General features: G+C 68.4%; 14 protein-coding genes. 6 read left to right on the top strand and 8 right to left on the bottom strand.

Features of this window, described 5'->3' with window-relative positions; genetic code table 11:
* Positions 1-79: 79 nt before the first annotated feature.
* From BST12_RS07950 to BST12_RS07940, 3 genes are all read left to right on the top strand, one after another.
* A complete protein-coding gene (locus BST12_RS07950; protein ID WP_083112663.1) occupies positions 80-1,045 on the top strand; it encodes a ParA family protein in 966 nt (321 codons plus the stop codon).
* A complete protein-coding gene (locus BST12_RS07945) occupies positions 1,042-2,034 on the top strand; it encodes a ParB/RepB/Spo0J family partition protein (RefSeq protein ID WP_083112572.1) in 993 nt (330 codons plus the stop codon). The genes BST12_RS07950 and BST12_RS07945 overlap by 4 nt, the downstream gene beginning before the upstream one ends.
* Before the next feature lie 329 nt (positions 2,035-2,363).
* Positions 2,364-3,152 (top strand): acetyltransferase, encoded by a 789-nt coding sequence (locus BST12_RS07940; protein WP_083112571.1) that lies wholly within the window; start codon positions 2,364-2,366, stop codon positions 3,150-3,152.
* On the opposite strand, the gene cwlM is transcribed toward BST12_RS07940, so the two are convergent.
* The 8 genes from cwlM to BST12_RS07900 form a co-directional block, all read right to left on the bottom strand.
* Positions 3,149-4,369, bottom strand: a complete 1,221-nt coding sequence (gene cwlM, locus BST12_RS07935) for an N-acetylmuramoyl-L-alanine amidase CwlM (protein ID WP_083112570.1) — start codon at positions 4,367-4,369, stop codon at positions 3,149-3,151. The two genes, BST12_RS07940 and cwlM, sit on opposite strands and share 4 nt — an antisense overlap.
* 129 nt (positions 4,370-4,498) lie before the next feature.
* Positions 4,499-4,852: a thioredoxin gene (trxA, locus tag BST12_RS07930; protein WP_083112569.1), complete on the bottom strand. Its 354-nt coding sequence runs from the start codon at positions 4,850-4,852 to the stop codon at positions 4,499-4,501.
* Positions 4,849-5,847, bottom strand: a complete 999-nt coding sequence (gene trxB / locus BST12_RS07925; RefSeq protein ID WP_083112568.1) for a thioredoxin-disulfide reductase — start codon at positions 5,845-5,847, stop codon at positions 4,849-4,851. The genes trxA and trxB overlap by 4 nt, the downstream gene beginning before the upstream one ends.
* A 79-nt stretch (positions 5,848-5,926) precedes the next feature.
* Positions 5,927-6,643, bottom strand: a complete 717-nt coding sequence (locus tag BST12_RS07920; protein ID WP_083112567.1) for an anti-sigma factor — start codon at positions 6,641-6,643, stop codon at positions 5,927-5,929.
* A gap of 41 nt (positions 6,644-6,684) precedes the next feature.
* Entirely contained in the window at positions 6,685-7,236 is a 552-nt protein-coding gene (sigM, locus tag BST12_RS07915; protein WP_083112566.1) for an RNA polymerase sigma factor SigM, read from the bottom strand.
* Between the two features lie 52 nt (positions 7,237-7,288).
* Complete coding sequence (gene murJ, locus BST12_RS07910) at positions 7,289-10,858, bottom strand: murein biosynthesis integral membrane protein MurJ (RefSeq protein WP_083112565.1); 3,570 nt, start codon at positions 10,856-10,858, stop codon at positions 7,289-7,291.
* Positions 10,855-13,182: a hypothetical protein gene (locus BST12_RS07905; RefSeq protein WP_276030106.1), complete on the bottom strand. Its 2,328-nt coding sequence runs from the start codon at positions 13,180-13,182 to the stop codon at positions 10,855-10,857. Before BST12_RS07905 ends, murJ begins: the two co-directional genes overlap by 4 nt.
* Positions 13,183-13,235: 53 nt before the next feature.
* Positions 13,236-13,991, bottom strand: coding sequence for an NUDIX hydrolase (locus BST12_RS07900; protein ID WP_083112563.1), 756 nt, complete (start codon positions 13,989-13,991; stop codon positions 13,236-13,238).
* A gap of 242 nt (positions 13,992-14,233) precedes the next feature.
* On the opposite strand from BST12_RS07900, the gene BST12_RS07895 reads away from it, so the two are divergent.
* The 3 genes from BST12_RS07895 (at position 14,234) to BST12_RS07885 (ending at position 16,784) form a co-directional block, all read left to right on the top strand.
* On the top strand, positions 14,234-15,694 hold the full coding sequence (locus BST12_RS07895; RefSeq protein ID WP_083112562.1) for a CCA tRNA nucleotidyltransferase: 1,461 nt from the start codon (positions 14,234-14,236) through the stop codon (positions 15,692-15,694).
* A gap of 18 nt (positions 15,695-15,712) precedes the next feature.
* A complete protein-coding gene (locus tag BST12_RS07890) occupies positions 15,713-16,222 on the top strand; it encodes a pullulanase (RefSeq protein ID WP_083112561.1) in 510 nt (169 codons plus the stop codon).
* Between the two features lie 235 nt (positions 16,223-16,457).
* Positions 16,458-16,784 carry a WXG100 family type VII secretion target gene (locus BST12_RS07885; protein ID WP_083112560.1) on the top strand — a complete coding sequence of 109 codons (327 nt, stop codon included), beginning with the start codon at positions 16,458-16,460 and terminating at the stop codon, positions 16,782-16,784.
* Positions 16,785-16,788: the final 4 nt, after the last annotated feature.

Genomic DNA, 16,788 nt, shown 5'->3' with positions numbered 1-16,788 from the left:
CGGCCATGCGCCGGCCGTCGTTGCGGGAACCACCTCGACACCCGCGCCAACGGCGGTGGCCGCGCAGCCGTCGGCGCGTGTGACTGCACCGACACCGGGCGGAGTGGCGTCGGCGCGCGGGACGGCGCACAATCCCACGGTGAATGTTTCACGTGAAACATCGACCGAATTGGACACCCCGATCGGGGCCGCCGCAGAACGTGCGATGCGGGTCCTGCACACCACCCATGAGCCGTTGCAGCGGCCCCGGCAGCGGCGAGTCTTCACGGTCGCGAACCAGAAGGGCGGCGTGGGTAAGACGACCACGGCGGTGAACCTGGCCGCCGCGCTTGCCGTGCAGGGACTCAAGACGCTCGTCATCGACTTGGATCCACAGGGCAACGCGAGCACCGCGCTGGGCATCACCGACCGGAAGTCGGGGACGCCGTCGTCGTACGAAGTGCTCCTCGGCGAGGTCTCGCTGCAGCAGGCGTTGCGGCGCAGCCCGCACAGCGAGCGGCTGTTCTGTGTGCCGGCCACGATCGACCTGGCCGGCGCCGAGATCGAGTTGGTCAGCATGGTCGCACGCGAAAATCGCCTCCGCACCGCCTTGGCCGAGCTGGAGAACTTCGACTTCGACTACGTGTTCGTGGACTGCCCGCCGTCGCTGGGACTGCTCACCATCAACGCGTTGGTGGCGGCTCCGGAGGTGCTGATTCCCATCCAGTGCGAGTACTACGCGCTCGAGGGTGTGTCACAGCTGATGCGGAACATCGAGATGGTGAAGGCACATCTCAATCCTCAACTCGACGTCACCACCGTCATCCTCACCATGTACGACGGCCGGACGAAGCTCGCCGATCAGGTGGCCGAGGAGGTGCGCCGGTACTTCGGCGACAAGGTGCTGCGCACCGTGATTCCGCGCAGCGTCAAGGTATCCGAGGCGCCGGGCTACAGCATGACAATCATCGATTACGATCCCGGTTCGCGGGGCGCGATGAGCTATCTCGACGCCAGCCGCGAACTGGCTCAGCGCGATCGACCAGCCGGGAGGGGACAACAATGACGAACCCGTCGCGCAGCAGGAAGGGCGGGCTGGGTAGGGGACTGGCTTCGCTGATCCCTACCGGTCCGGCCGAGGGTGACGGCCCGGCGACGTTCGGCCCGCGGATGGGAGCCGCGGCCGCTGACGTCGTAATCGGCGGCCCGTTGCCCGATGCCACCGCAATGGGCGCGGTGTACCGCGAGATCGCGCCCGGCGATATCGAGGCCAACCCGCGCCAACCGCGCCAGGTGTTCGATGAAGAGGCACTCTCGGAGTTGGTCCACTCGATCCGCGAGTTCGGGCTCTTGCAGCCGATCGTGGTGCGGGCGGCCGAGCGATCCGCAAGCGGAGCGCGCTATCAGATCGTGATGGGGGAGCGGCGTTGGCGGGCCGCGCAGGAAGTGGGCTTGGCCACCATCCCGGCCATCGTTCGCGAGACGGGCGATGACAACCTGCTGCGCGACGCCCTGCTCGAGAACATCCACCGGGTCCAGCTGAACCCGTTGGAAGAAGCGGCCGCCTACCAACAGCTGCTCGACGAGTTCGGGGTCACCCACGACGAACTCGCCGCCCGCATCGGCCGGTCGCGACCGCTGATCACCAACATGATCCGCTTGCTCAAGCTGCCGATCCCGGTCCAGCGCCGGGTTGCCGCCGGGGTTCTATCCGCCGGCCATGCCCGCGCACTGTTGTCGTTGGAAGCCGGTGCTGAAGCACAAGAGGAGTTGGCCAGCCGCATTGTCGCCGAAGGCCTTTCGGTGCGCGCCACCGAAGAGGCGGTTACGCTGGCTAACCACGAGGCCGATCGCGGAACCGCCACGCCGACGGCGCCGCGGCGCAAGCCGATTCAGATGCCCGGCCTGCAAGACGTTGCCGAACGACTGTCGAATGCGTTCGACACCCGGGTGACGGTCAGCCTTGGCAAACGCAAGGGCAAGATCGTGGTGGAGTTCGGCTCGGTCGACGATCTGCAACGCATCATCGAAGTGATGACCGCGGGGAAGTCCTGAAACGGCTCGGCGAAGCCCCGACCGGACATACGCTGTAATTACGTCACTGTGACACTGCAACGGCGCCTGGTTGGCGAGAAGTTTGCCACCGGGATCGCGATCCGACGGAGACCCGGTGTGCATCAAGTCATTTCGAGAGTCGCGCGGCCGATAGACCGGCTTGGAAACTTCGCTGGGGCCGGGTCCGGCGGCGCGGCGGGGCCGCCGGCAATGTGGCTAGTCCAACACTGGCCCGATCGCGACCAACTCTCCTATCCTAGAGAGGCTGCTGGTGCACATCAGCCTGGGGGAGATCCGGGTTCCAGTACCGCACGGAGGCCAGGAGACTAGTGTCAGCTCGTATCACAGCGCTGCGGCTCGAAGCCTTTGAGCAGCTTCCCAAGCATGCGCGCCGCTGCGTCTTCTGGGAGGTCGATCCCGCGACCCTTGGCAAAGAGGATCACCTGGCCGATCCCGAATTCGAAAAGGAAGCGTGGCTGTCGATGGTCATGCTGGAGTGGGGCTCCTGTGGGCAGGTCGCTTGGGCGGTTTCCAAACCGGTACCCGACGAGCGCAGCCAGGTCGAGCCGCCGTGTTTGGGGTATGTGCTCTACGCGCCGCCTCGCGCGGTACCCCGTGCGCATCGCTTTCCGACCGGACCGGTGTCCGCGGACGCGGTGTTGCTGACTTCGATGGGGATCGAGCGCGGACAAGCAACCGACGATCTGCCGCACAGCCTGATCGCTCGGGTCATCGACGAGTTGGTCCGCCGCGGTGTGCGGGCGCTGGAAGCATTCGGCCGCACCCCGGCCGCGACCGAGTTACAGGATCCGTCGCTGGCGGACCTCGACGTTCGGCCGGTGTTGGAATCGCTCGGCGATTGTTCGGTCGAGCACTGCATCATCGACGCGGACTTCTTGATCGACGCGGGTTTCGTTGTGGTGGCGCCACATCGGTACTTTCCGCGGCTGCGGCTGGAGCTGGATAAGGGGCTGGGCTGGAAGGCGGAAGTCGAAGCCGCGTTGGAGCGCCTGCTGGAGAACGCTCAACTGCAGCAACCGGTCGGCGCGGCATCGTCGGTCGGTAACACCTTGCAGGCCACCGAAGCCGGGGCTACTGCAGATTGGGATGCAGATTAGGAACCGCTGAGCCTGCTGGCGCGTTCGACCGACAACTCGTGGGCCAGCAATTCGGCGAAAGTGAATGTGCCCGTGGGGCGGTCGTTCTTGCCCAGCAGATACAGCCGCTTGACCGCGGCGAGGATGCCCTCCGCAATGGCGTCACGGGTCTGCGTGGATACCAGCATTCCGCGATCGCGGGGGTTGGTGATGTAGCCGACGTCGACCTGAACGGTGGGCATTCTGGTCAGCCGCAACAGATCCCACGTCCGGCCGTGAACGCGGCAATCGCGCAAACCGGTGCGTGCCACCACTTCTCGCTGAATGAAGTCGGCCAAATTGCGGCCGATGGTGGAGACGGAGCCGTGCGAGTTGCCGAAATGGAAGGAGGCCACGCCGTTGGCCGAAGGGCTGGTTTGGGTTTCGCAGCGCAGGCTGATCATCAGGTCGGCGCCGACGGCGTTGGCGGTGGCCGCGCGTTCGGCGTCCGACGGGCTGCGGTTGGTGGGCCGCGACAGGAAGGTCTCCATGCCGATAGCGGTCATCCGGCCTTCGAGCCGACTTGCCAAGTCCCACAAGACGTCTGCTTCGCTGATGGGTCCGGCGGGCCCGTGCGTGATCAGTCCGTGGTCGCTGCCGCCACGGCCCGGATCGATAATGATCCGCTTACCGGAAAGTTTCGGCCCGGAGCTGCGGACCAGCTCCTCCTCGCGAATCGCGTGCGGCGAGCCGCCGCTGACCCGTGAACTCAGAAAATACAAGGAGCGCAACGTTTCTGGCCCACAGATGCCGTCGGCGGACAGCCCGTATTCGCGCTGGTATGACATCAGCGCGTTGTGGGTCTGCAGTCCGAAGTGGCCGTCGACCAGCCCGGTGTAGAAGCCGAGGTCTTGCAGGCGGGCCTGCAGTGTGGCCACGTCGTCACCGTAGAGCGGTGCCCCGAATTGGTGATACAGCGTGCGGGCGCCCAGCCGGTAGGACGCTTCCTTCAACGCGCGGTAGGTGGCTTCGCCGACGATGCCGTCCACCAGCAGGCCGCGGTGCTGCTGAAAGGCCCGAACCGCCTGGTCGAGTTCGTCATCGAACAACTCGACGGCGACGTGCCGGCCGGTGCTCAGGTCCTCGTCTGGATTGTCCAGCATTCCCAGTGCGGACAGCGCGGCCCGGATCTCGGTCACAGCTGCGCTGCGGTCACCACAGCGCAGTGCGTCGCCTTCTTCGCGGCGCGGACTCGGCATACCAAGGGCCCTCCGGGACTCACAGACTTCGCTGCCAAATTCACGACAGCTAATCGGTATTGTCGCAGATCCTCGCCGATATCGGGAAAACGCCAGGCTAACCGCGAGCCTGATCCGGCGCCCCCAGGACTAGCCGAGGTTGGGAACCACGTCGGAAAGCTCGCGCAGCAACGCCGCCTTACCCTTGGCTCCGACGATGCGCTTCACCGGCTGGCCGTCCTTGAACAAGATCATGGTCGGTATCGAGACGACCTGGAAGTCGCGGGCGGTTTCGGGGTTGGCGTCCACGTCGAGCTTGGCGACGGTGAGGTTGTCGCCGCGCTCGGCGGCGATCTCCTCGAGCACGGGGGCAACCATCTTGCACGGTCCGCACCACGTTGCCCAAAAGTCAACCAGCACAGGCTTATTGCTGGACAACACGTCAGTGGAGAACGTGGCGTCGGAAACTTCGATTGTGCCGCCGGGCTTTTCGGATTCGGTCATCGCTGTGCTCCAATCAACGTGTCGGTACTGTCGGCGTCCCCGGATGTTTCGTGTTCGGCCAGCCAGCGCTCGGCGTCGATGGCCGCGGCACAGCCACTGCCCGCGGCCGTCACCGCCTGGCGGTAGGTCCGGTCGACCAGGTCGCCCGCGGCGAATACGCCTTCCAGCGACGTGCTGGTGGTGCGCCCTTGCACCAGAACGTACCCGTCGGGGTCGACGTCGATGACGTCGCGCACCAACTCCGAACGGGGTTCGTGCCCGATGGCGACGAACACACCGGTGACCGGCAGGGTGGTTTCCTCGCCGGTGAGCCTGTCGCGCAGCCGCAATCCGGTGACGGTGGTGTCACCGTCCACCGCAACCACCGCCTTGTTGGTGAGGATGGTGATCTTTTCGTTGGCCTCGGCGCGGTTGAGCATGATCTTGGAAGCGCGGAACTCCTCGCGCCGGTGCACCAGCGTCACGCTGCGGGCAAACCGGGTCAGGAAGGTGGCCTCCTCCATAGCCGAGTCGCCGCCGCCGATCACCGCGATGTCCTGGTCGCGGAAGAAGAACCCGTCACAGGTGGCACACGAACTCACGCCGCGCCCCAGTAGCTCTTGCTCCCCGGGAACGTGCAGATAGCGGGCCGCGGCACCCATCGCCAGGATGACCGCGCGGGCGCGATGCGTCTCGCCGTCGGCGGTGACCACCGATTTGATCGGCCCGTCCAGCGATACCGACTCCACGTCTTCCATCCGCAGGTCGGCGCCGAACCGCAGCGCCTGCTCGCGCATCTGGTCCATCAACTCCGGACCGGTGATGCCGTCGCGGAATCCCGGGTAGTTCTCCACCTCGGTGGTGGTCATCAGGGCGCCGCCGAACGAGGTTCCCTCGAAGACCAGCGGCGCCAGCTGGGCGCGGGCGGTGTAGAGGGCGGCGGTGTAGCCGGCGGGCCCGGACCCGATGACGATTACCTCGTGGACGGTGTCTTTGGCGGCGGAGTCGGCGGTCATGCGGGCCTTTCAGGTGCGGGATGTACGTCTACGAACGCCAGGGTAGGCGTGGGTGTTCCCGCCGGCATCTTGCACCACATTACGAACGGGGGACCGTGGTGCTGGCCAACAAGCCGGTGTCGGCGGCGCTGCAATTCAACGCCACCGCGTACACGGCCAAGTCACCGGGTGTGTCGCCCTGCACTACCAGCAGCACTCCGGGACGGGCGTTGATGTCGACTGGCCGGGCGGCCAGCACCTGAGTGGCCGCGGGATAGCCCAGGCCGCTCAGGCAGGACGCGCGCAGCGCGGGGCTGCTCAACGGGCCGTAGGCGGGCGGTTGGTGCAGCAGTTCGAGGATCTCAGCCGGTGACAGTGGGATGGTGGGCGGCGGCGTGGACACCGTGATGTGTTGTGCGGTGGCGGGTGCGCTCGGTGCCGTCGGCGTCGGCTCGTTGAGCAACGCCCGGGTGCCGAAGCCGATCGCCGCGGCCACCGCGCCCAATCCGGCGACCCCGGCGATGACCCGGGCGGGGCGGATGCGGGGACGGGCGGCGTGGGCGGCGCCGGCATCGAAGGACTGCAGCGCCGCGGAGAGCTGTGCGGTGACGTCGGGGGGCGGGTCGGGCGCGGGACTCTCGTCTAGCGCGGCGAGATCTTGGCGCACCTGCTGCAGGGCGCGCAGAGTTGCTTCGGCTTGAGGGTCGGTGCGGATTTGGTTGCGGACGCGAGCGGCGGTGTCGTCATCGAGCAGTCCGGCCTGTAGGTCGGCCAGGAGCTCGGCCGTCAGCGGGGGCTCGTTTTCGGCTGCGCTCATCCGCCCCAGTGTGGCGGATCTGATCGCCGAATCGGTAAAAGTCAGGTGCAGGCCGCGCCGGTGTTCAGGTAACCGAGTAGCTGGGCCAGGCGGGCTCTGCCCCGAGCGCACCGGCTTTTGACCGTGCCCTCGGGCACTCCCAAGAGGACCGCGGCGTCGGCGATCGAATAGCCCTGCATGTCGACGGCGACCACGGTCGCCCGCTGCTCGACCGGCAGCCGCATCAGCGCCCGTTGCACCAGAATGGCCGTCTCAACCTGGGCAGTGCGATCGGGAACCGGATAGACATCCTCGAGCGGCGTGGTCGGTTGCGCCTTGACCCGCCGCAGCCGGTCCAGGCAGGCGTTGACCACGATGCGGTGCAGCCAGCTCCCCACCGCCGCGTCGTGGCGAAACGAACCGGCGTAGCGGTGCGCCGACAACATGGCCTCTTGCAGCACATCGTCGGCGTCTTCCCGGCTGCGGCTGCTCAGCCGGGCCAGGCGGTACAGCTGCCGGTGATGACGAAGGAACAGCTGGCCGAACGCGTCGCGTTCGCCGGCCACATGGGCTGCCAGTAACTCCGCGTCGCTGCGTTCCCTCCCGAAACCCACCGCCGGACAGTAACCAATCGGGCACCGCCGGGCACTTCACCCGAACGCAGGCTCAGGATGCTGCTTGAACGGTGATTTCGGAGAGGTCGGCGCGGCTCTTGCCGTCGGTGGTGCCCAGCGTGGAAATCCAGACCAGCACATTCGACGTCTGCGACGAGGACTTGACCGGGATGGTGTTGTGCCCGGGCTTGAGGGCGGTGGCCGGAGTCAGCACGGTGGTGTCGTTGAGCTTCGACGGGTTCGGGCTGGCCGACGAGCGGATCTCCACCTTTGTTCCGGTGCTGGAGATGTCGATGTTGACGGCGCCGACGACGGTCGGCTTGGGCAGCTGCAGCATCAGGCCCACCCCGTTCTTGAAGCTGGGGAACGGGACGGCGTCGGTGTAGGTGTCGGTCTGCCATACGCTGCCCGGGTTGCCGTCGATTGCGTTCCCGGCGTCGGCGGGGTTGTCGGCTTCGCCGTCGGGGGAGAAGACGGTTGCCTTGGTGGGCTTGATGACGTTGCCGGCCGGCGCGGAGGTGCCGGGCGACCCCGACGTCGACGAGCTGGGCGCGTTGAGGCCGAGCTGGTCTTTGTTCAGGCCGTTGCCCAGGTCGAACATCTTGTTCAGGACCGACGCCAGGACCAGCAGTGCAACCAGGATGACCGCGGCGGCCGCGCTGATGCCGATGATCAGATTGCGACGACGGCTGCCGAACAACGCGGGGTTGCGGACGGATTGCTCGCGGGGAGTCACCGGTGCCGGGGGTTCGTCAATCGGCCCGATGATTTCGGTTCGGTCGGCCACGGCGGTGGCCTGCTGCAGCAGGTTCAGCAGCGTGGACGCGCTGCGTATCCCGCCGTCATCTTGAACCGAGCGCACCGCGACCGCAGATATCTGGAACGGGATGTCGCGGTCGACGACGGTGGGTTCGACGGGGTTGCCGGCGCCATCGCGTTCGGCCGGCGCCAAGCCGCTGCGGGTCCCGGACTCCGGCAGCGGCCAGCGGTTGACCAGCAGTGCATACAGCGCGGCACCGATACCGCGGATGTCGTCCTGCGGGTTGGCGTCGGGCATGGTCGCCGGGTAGGCCAGCACCACGTCGCCGTCGATGCTCACGCGCACCCGGCTGGGATGGTCGATCGACAGGGCGACGCCGGCCCGGTGGGCGGCATCGGCGGCCGCGGCCAGCGACTGCATGGCCCGGATGGCGCCCAGCGGCGACGGGGAGGTGTCGGCGACCTCCTGCAACGAACCGCCGCGAATCCACTCGGCGACGACCAGGCCGCCGGAGCCGGTGTGCATGACGTCGAGGACTCGCGCGATGCCGGGCTTGTCGATCCGGCTGAGCCGCAGGGTGCGGGACAGGATTTCCTGCAACACGTCGTCGGGCAGAGTGCCGTCCGGGTCGACGAAGGTGAGCGCCACCTGCCGGTCCAGCGCGGTGTCCAGCGCCTGCCAGAACTGCAACGGCGGGGTGCCGCCATGGCTGATCAGCAGCCGGTAGCGGCCGTTGGCGATGCGGCCGCCGGGGACCAGGCTGACGTCGTCCCTGGGAGGTTCGGGTCCGCGCTCGCGGGGGGCGTCGAAGGGGATGGGCCCGCGCGGGTCGGGAGCCAGATCGCCGTTGAGCTGCTCGGGTGTGCGCGAGGCCGGACCCCGGTCGCGGTCCGGCGGAATGTCGGGCTGGAAGTCGTCAGCAACGGGCCGTGGCTGTTCAGGGCCGGAATGCGATGAAGCGCTGTCCAGTGGGCGGTCGGTCACCTCCGGTCCTTTCGCTATCCCGGCTCTGGCTACCGGAGGTCGGCGCCGGATCGGCTTCGGGACCGTGTTTGCCCCCGGCAGGGACGAATTTCTCTGCTCAGGGTACGTGACCGGGTTCCCGCGAGACGATCCGTCTGCCACAGCGGCCTTGCTGGATGGGCGCCGGCGGCCGAGGCGCGCGTTGATTACGGCCAGCGCCGCCCGCGCCTCGGGTACCTGCGCGCGCAGCATGACCGCGACCAGGATCGGCGCCATGATCACCGTCAGCAACGTCAGCCGCAGCAACGAACCCATCCCGCCGCCGTGGGCCGTCAGCGCGCTCAGGCCCAGCAGCCGGTCGGCCAGGTAGGCCACCAGGCCGGCCAACATCGACGCGGCGGTGGTCACCAGAATGGTGCGTACCTCGGCGACGCCGATCAGCTGGCCACCTTTGGGGCGCAGCGCACGACGCAACAGCAGGTAGCCGACGATCGCGCCGGCCAGAAAGCCCAGCCCGTTGGCCAGTCCGAGATAGCCGGCGACCAGCTCGTGGTCGCTGGTCAGCTGCGGCGCCAGCACCGAGCCGGCGATCTTGACGGCGGTGATGACGACGATGATCACGATCGGGGTCCACGGTTGCTCCCGGGCGTAGAACACCCGCAGCTGCAACAGCACCAGGGCGTAGGGGATCAACGTGAACGCCGACAGCGCGATCGCGGCGCCCAGGTATCCGGCGTCGACGTCACCGAAATGGCCGTAGGCGAACAGCGCGCTGCCGATCGCCCGCCCGCCGACGGTCATCAACGCGACCGTCGGAATCAGGGTGATCATGGTGAGCCGGGTGGCCAGCGACAGGTCGGCGAGTACGGCGGCGGTGTCGTCGGCGGCGGCATTGCGGCTCAGCCGCGGCATCACCACCGTGAGCACGGTCACGCCGATCATGCCGAACGGCAGCATCAGCACCAGCCAGGTGTAGTTGTAGATCGCCGGGCCGGAAGCCGCTGCGGTACTGGCGATCTGGTTGCCGATGACCAGGCCCACCTGGCTGATCAGCACATAGAGCACCATCGCGGCGGCCATCGCCCCGAATCGCTTGAGCCGCTGGTCGATTCCCCACAGCGGGCGCAGGCTGATGCGTTCGCGGCCGATCGCGCCCAGCAGCACCGCGGTCTGCGCGAACACGCCCAACGTGGTCCCGATTCCGAGCACCAGCAGCTTGGGATTGCCCATCTCGACCGGGTCGATCGACAGCTTGCCGGGCACGGCCAGGTACACACCCAGCGTCGCGATCGCGACCACGTTGTTGACCACCGGTGCCCACGCCGGCGGCCCGAATACGTTGCGAGTGTTCAGGATTGCCATCAAGACCGACGACAAACCATACGCCAGCACCTGTGGCAGGAGCAGGTACGCGAAGGCGATGGTCAGCGGCTCGTTGACCTGCGGGCTGCGGCCCAGCATCAACCGCACCAGCAGGGGTGCGGCCACCACCGACAGCGCCGTCGCCGCCAGCAGCAGCGTAGTGGCCAGGGTGACCAGGCGGCGCACGAACGCCGCGCCGCCGTCGGCGTCGTCCTGCTCGGCCCGGGCGAGTACCGGCACGAAGATCGCGGTGAAGGTGGCCTCCAGGACCAGCGCGGCGACCAGGTTGGGCAGCTGATTGGCCACCGAGAACGAACTGGCCAGCGCCGCACCCAGCATCGCGGCCAGCAGCACGATCCGGGCGAAGCCGGTGAGGCGGCTGATCAGCGTCGCGAACGCCATTCCCCACGACCGCGACACCAGCGCGGCGTCGGACAGCTCGGGCTTGCGTTGCGGTGCGACGGGTGCTGGTGGCCGGGCGGGGATCCGGACCGCCGGCGAGCGCTGTGGTTGCACCCGCCGCGGAGCCGGTTTCATACGCGGTGCTCTTCGCTGACCCGACTCTCGATCTGCCGGGGCTGCTCGGCGTGGCGGGCGTGTGGCGGGTCGGGGCGATCCAGGTCGGCGCGGTCGGGCTGGCCGCGGAACCGGTGCCACAGCCGCCGCCCGGCCAGCGCCACCAACACCGCCGCGGCCGAAAGCGTGATCGCGAACAGCACCTTGCCGTAGGCGTTGGAGTGCACCGACAGCCGCACCGGCGCACCCAGCGCCGTACCGTCCGGCGTCTTGAGCGCCACGTCGATGGCCACTCGCTGGGTGAAGTTCACTTCGACCGGTACTCGCAGCGGCAGATAGCCCGGCGGCAGCTCGATCTGGCCCACGTCGGTGACCGTCATCCCGGGCGGAGCGTCGACCTGCAGCTTGACCTTGATCGGCACGGCGAGGCCGTTGTGTAGCGCCAGCGGGAGCGGACTGTGCTCGGTGGCCAGGGTGTAGGAGCCGCCCGGGTTGACGATCGTCACCGCGCCGAAGAAGTCGTTGATCGTGGTGCCGACGACCGACAGGCGCTGCTGGGCCAGCCCGTTGCGGGTGTCCGGCGGCACCGATTGGCTCAGCGCGCGCAGCATGTCCTCGCGCAGCGGCGCGGTGTACTGCACCCCGGTCAGGCCGGTTCGTTCGTCGGCGGTCATTGCCGAGGTGAGCTTCCACAGCCGGCCGTTCTGGCCGGCGATCTGGGCGGTGACGTCGTCGCTGAACCGGCCGCGCGCGCTGTCATAGTCACCGGGCAGGGAGGGTGGGTCGGTGCGGGCATTGCCGTCGGCGATCACCGCCGGTAGCGGGCGTGGTACCGCCAGGCCGGACCGGATGGTGGTGGCCAGCGCGGTCAGGATCACCTGGGCGTCGTCGCCCTGCAGATTCCAGGTGCCCGGCGGCATCAGGATCTGGGTGCGTGGCGCGGCGTCGGGGGTGAGACTGCGCCACATCATGGCGCCGACGGCGTCCTGGCGGCGCGCGGTGGCCGAGTCGTGGGTGATCCGGACCGATAGGGAGGAGTCCAGATAGGTGGGCATGATCGGATTGGTTCCCGCCGCGGCCAGCGCTGCGCCGACGGCCGGGTCGAATGGCACGCGGACCAGCTCCGGAGACAGCCGTCGCGGCGAGGTGTCCGGACCGGCTGCGCCGGGGTCGGTGGGGTCCTGGGTGGTGTAGTCGGCGGCCGCGATCGCGACCATGCTGTCGTTGGCGCTGAGCAGGTTGACCGCGGGCAGGGTCAGCGGGCCGTCGGGTAGCAGGGTTGCGCCGCGGGTAGAGCTGACGTCGAGGATGCGGTCGACTATGTCGCTGGTGCTGAGGGTGGCGATCGCGCTGAGCCGCGGATCGTTGACCCGCTGCAGGGCGTCCAGATCGGCCTGCGCATACGGCAGCGGCGCCACGCAGGTGCGATGCGCCAGCGCGCGCAGCCGGTTGAGCCACACGCCGGCCGCGGCCTGACCGGTGCCCGGGTGGGTGGGCGTGCCCGGCAGTTGAGCGGTGCCGTCGGGGGAGTTGGACACGACGTAGCCGGCGGTCATCGCGTTGACGGTGACCAGCAGATCGGGGTCGACGGCCAGGCACAGCGCGCGCCCGACGGCGCCGTCCGGATCGACATCGCGGCTGGTGGCGAGTTCGGCGGCGGCCAGCAGCGTGTCCAGCCGGCCGCCGTTGGCCAGCGAGTTGGCCAGCTCGTCGTCGACCAGTCGGACCGGGATGGTGCCGCCGGGTACACCCGGGGCCAGCCGGGGCTTGTCGGCCAGCGGCCACAGCATGGTGATCCACACCGGCTTCGTCGTTTCGGGTGCGACGGCGGTGTCGAAACTGCCGGCCTTGTCGGGCGGCACCCCAACCACCGGCAGCAGGAACCGTGCGTTGTCCAGCCGGGCCGGCGCGCCGTAGTCCGGTGTTCCGTTCACGTTGACCAGAACCGGGTAAATACCGGGCTGGTCGACGGCCAGCGACGGCTTGGACAGCGAGCGCAGCGGGGCCGACAGGGTGAAGCCGGCCTGCTGGCCGCGCTGCAGTTCGGGCGCCACGGTGAGGAAGTCGGCGGCTGCCTCGTACTGGTCGGTGCTGCCGTCCAGCGAGGTGCGCAGCGCCGCCGACGACGTGACCGCCGCGGCGTGCTCGAGACGGACCATCACGTCGCGGACCGGACGGTCGCCGATGTTGGTCACCATGCCGCTCACGGTGACGACGGGTTCGCTGCTGGTGGTGACGACGTCGGGGGTGACCTGATCGATGCGGACCTGGACGAATGGGGTCGCGGTGGGTTCACCCGCCGCGGCGTGCGGCGCGGTGCACACTACGGAGAAACCGGCCACCATGCCGATTACTGCGGCCAGCCGCCACAAACCGGCCCACCGAACTCGCAGCCCGGTCACGACCCCGGCCCGTGACCGTTCTTCCGGCCCGATGCGGGCCCCTCTGCGTGGCGCGTGCGCGAATGCGTCTGCGGGCGCCGGCGGGGTTGGCTGGGCGGCAGCGGCGGAAGTGCGGCCGGGCCGTCGGTCTGCAGCTTGTCGATGAGTTCGTCGGCCACCTCGGCGAGTCGGCGCTCGTCGGCGTAGGCGAGCCGGGAGGGCAGTTCGTGGATGGGGACCCAGGCCACCTCGGCGACCTCGAGATCCTCGTCGGACAGCTCGCCGCCCAGGAAGCGCATCAAATAGTGGTGCACCGTCTTGTGCACCCGGCGGCCGTCGGTGACGAACCAGTAGTCGATGCGTCCCAGCGCGGCCAGCACGCTGCCGCGAATACCCGTTTCTTCGGCGACCTCACGGATGGCGGTTTGCTCGGCCGTCTCGCCCTGTTCGATGTGGCCTTTGGGCAGCGACCACAGCATCCGTCCGCGCCGGTCTACGCGCCCAATCAGCGCGGCGACCTGGGCGTCTCGCGGCCCGTCGATACCGTCGATGACCAGCCCCCCCGCCGAGGTCTCGTGCACAGTGCGCATCCGTTCGGGCCCGCGGCGCGAGCGTGCGCGGCGCGGCTTTACGGTGGCCGGTGTTGCGGCGGCTGCCGGAACGGCGTCCGCGGCCGGTTGGGTGTCGGTATGTTTTTGGGCTGAACCCGCGCCGCCACGACCGCGGCGCCGGCCGCGGCGTCGTCGTGGTTTGGCTTGTTCGCCGTCGGACACTCAAGCGATATTAGCTGGCACGGGCGGGTGTTCCTGATGTACTCGCCGGTTGGCAGGTGGGTGGCCGGTGGGTGGCCGGCGTACCGAGCCTGCGTTGACGGAGCCAAATCGCCGACGGGGCTGAATTGTCGGGCTCCTCCTCGGGTCGTCCCGGCCCGCATCGTCGCCCGACGGGGCTGGATTGTCGGGCTTCTCCTCGGGCCGTCCCGGCCCGCATCGTCGCCCGACTAGGCTGATCGAACGTGTCTCATGCCGCCCACGATGCCGAGCTGCTGACCGCTGCCGCGGTCACCCTGCATCAGCACGCCACCGTGCTGCGTGACCTGGGCGCGGCGTTCGACGTCGCGGGTCACGAGCTGTATCTGGTCGGCGGTTCGGTGCGCGACGCATTGTTGGGCCGGCTCAGCCCAGATCTCGACTTCACCACCGATGCGCGCCCCGAGCAGGTGCAGAAGATCGTGCGGCCGTTCGCCGATGCGATGTGGGACACCGGGATCCAATTCGGCACCGTCGGCGCCGGCAAGGACGACTACCGGCTGGAGATCACCACCTTTCGCGCCGACGCCTACGACCAGGTGTCACGCAATCCGCAGGTGCGCTTCGGCGACAACCTGGACGACGACCTGGTACGTCGCGACTTCACCGTCAACGCGATGGCGGTGCGCGTCACACCGAACGGCCCCGGCGAATTCCTCGATCCCCTCGGCGGTTTGGTGGCGCTACGCGCCCGGGTGCTGGACACCCCGTCGGCGCCGTCGGTGTCTTTCGGCGACGACCCGCTGCGGATGCTGCGCGCCGCGCGTTTCGTCGCGCAGCTCGGCTTCACCGTTGCGCCGCGGGTGCGCACCGCAATCGAGGAGATGGCCCCGCAGCTGGCCCGCATCAGCGCCGAACGGGTGGCCGCCGAGCTGGACAAGATGCTGCTGGGCGACGACCCGGTCGCCGGGATCGACCTGCTGGTGCAGACCGGGATGGGCCAGGTGGTGCTGCCCGAGATCGGCGGCATGCAGATGGCCATCGACGAACACCACCAGCACAAGGACGTCTACCAGCATTCGCTGACCGTGCTGCGCCAGGCGATCGCGCTCGAAGACCCCCTTCCCGAGGGAGGCCCGGATCTGGTGTTGCGCTGGGCGGCGCTGCTGCACGACATCGGCAAGCCCGCCACCCGTCGGCACGAGCCCAACGGCGGGGTGAGTTTTCACCACCACGAGGTGGTGGGCGCCAAGATGGTCCGCAAGCGGATGCGGGCGCTGAAGTACTCCAAGCAGATGGTCGACGACGTGTCGCAGCTGGTGTATCTGCATCTGCGCTTCCACGGCTATGGCGACGGGAAGTGGACCGACTCGGCCGTACGCCGCTACGTCACCGACGCCGGGCCGCTGCTGGGACGACTGCACAAGCTGGTGCGCGCCGACTGCACCACCCGCAACCAGCGCCGCGCGGCGCGGCTGCGGGGCAACTACGACCGGCTCGAACAGCGCATCGCCGAGCTGGCCGCCCAGGAGGACCTGGACCGGGTGCGCCCGGATCTGGACGGCAACGAGATCATGACGCTGCTCGACATTCCGGCCGGACCGCAGGTTGGCGAGGCGTGGCGGTTTCTGAAGGAGCTGCGGCTGGACCGCGGGCCGTTGACCCACGAGGAAGCGAAGGCCGAATTGTTGGCCTGGTGGAAAACCCGGGGGAACGCTTCGCCGTAGCGCCGCGTCTGAACAGTCGTGGAGTACTGCATGGGCGGCGACGACGGGACCGCGGCCATCTGGAACCACCCGCCCGAGCTCGACCTGGACCATGACGGCCGGCTCGACGCCATCGGTTTGGATTTCGACGGCGACGGCATGCGCGACGACGCGCTGGCCGACTTCGACGGCGACGGCATGGCCGACCATGCCGTTCTCGACCTCGACAACGACGGGACCCCGGAAAGCTACTTCACCGACGACGGATCGGGGACGTGGGCGGTGGCCGTCGACCACCGCGGCTCGGTGCGCTGGTTCGGCCTCGACGGAGTCGAGCACACCGGCGGTCCGTTGGTCGATTTCGACGGCCGCGGTCACCCGGACGACCGGCTGTTCGACACCGACGGCGACGGGGTCGCCGACCGCGTGCTGTGTGCGGGGGAGGGCGGCGTGACCGGATACGTGGATACCGACGGCGACGGCCGCTGGAACATCCGGCTCACCGACAGCGACGGCGACGGCAGCGCCGACGGCGCCGCCGCATTGTGAAGTCCAGCTAACTGCTGTCAATCTGCTGGCTCTTCCGTGTGTGGTGCAACTCGCACGGCAGCACGCGCGCACATCCGCTACCGTTTGACAGGCGCTGAACTGTGGTGACGGCTAAACGGCCTGTTCGGGTGCCATTCGGACCGGTGAACGGGTGAAGTGACAGGCGGCTGCGGCTGGTCTAGCTTTACCGAGATCCCGGCTCGGGAAGCGCAATTAATTGAGGGAGACGTAAATTATGGCAAACGCGACCATCGTCACTCCGGAACTGCTGCGAAGCACTCAGCAGCGCATTGAAACGCGACTGCAGGAGGCCGCTGCAATCGCCAATCAGTACCTCAGTGGCCACGAGAACATCATCAGCGGCACCGGATGGGCCGGCGATGCCGGCACCACGTCCCTCAACACCGCCGGCCAGATCCACCACGATCTGCAGCAGATCATGAACGGCGGCCAGCGGCTGGCACATGGGCTCGGCCAGGCCGCGGTCCTGATGGAAAACCACGAAGCCGATGCCGCCCACAACCTCAACGGTGTCTTCGGCGGCGGCGCCCAGGCCGTTTAAAGCC

Origin of the sequence: Mycobacterium angelicum (genome assembly GCF_002086155.1) — a bacterium.
Lineage (GTDB): Bacteria > Actinomycetota > Actinomycetes > Mycobacteriales > Mycobacteriaceae > Mycobacterium > Mycobacterium angelicum.
The sequence above is the reverse complement of the archived record's forward strand: the minus strand, read 5'-3'. Positions and strand labels throughout refer to the sequence as shown.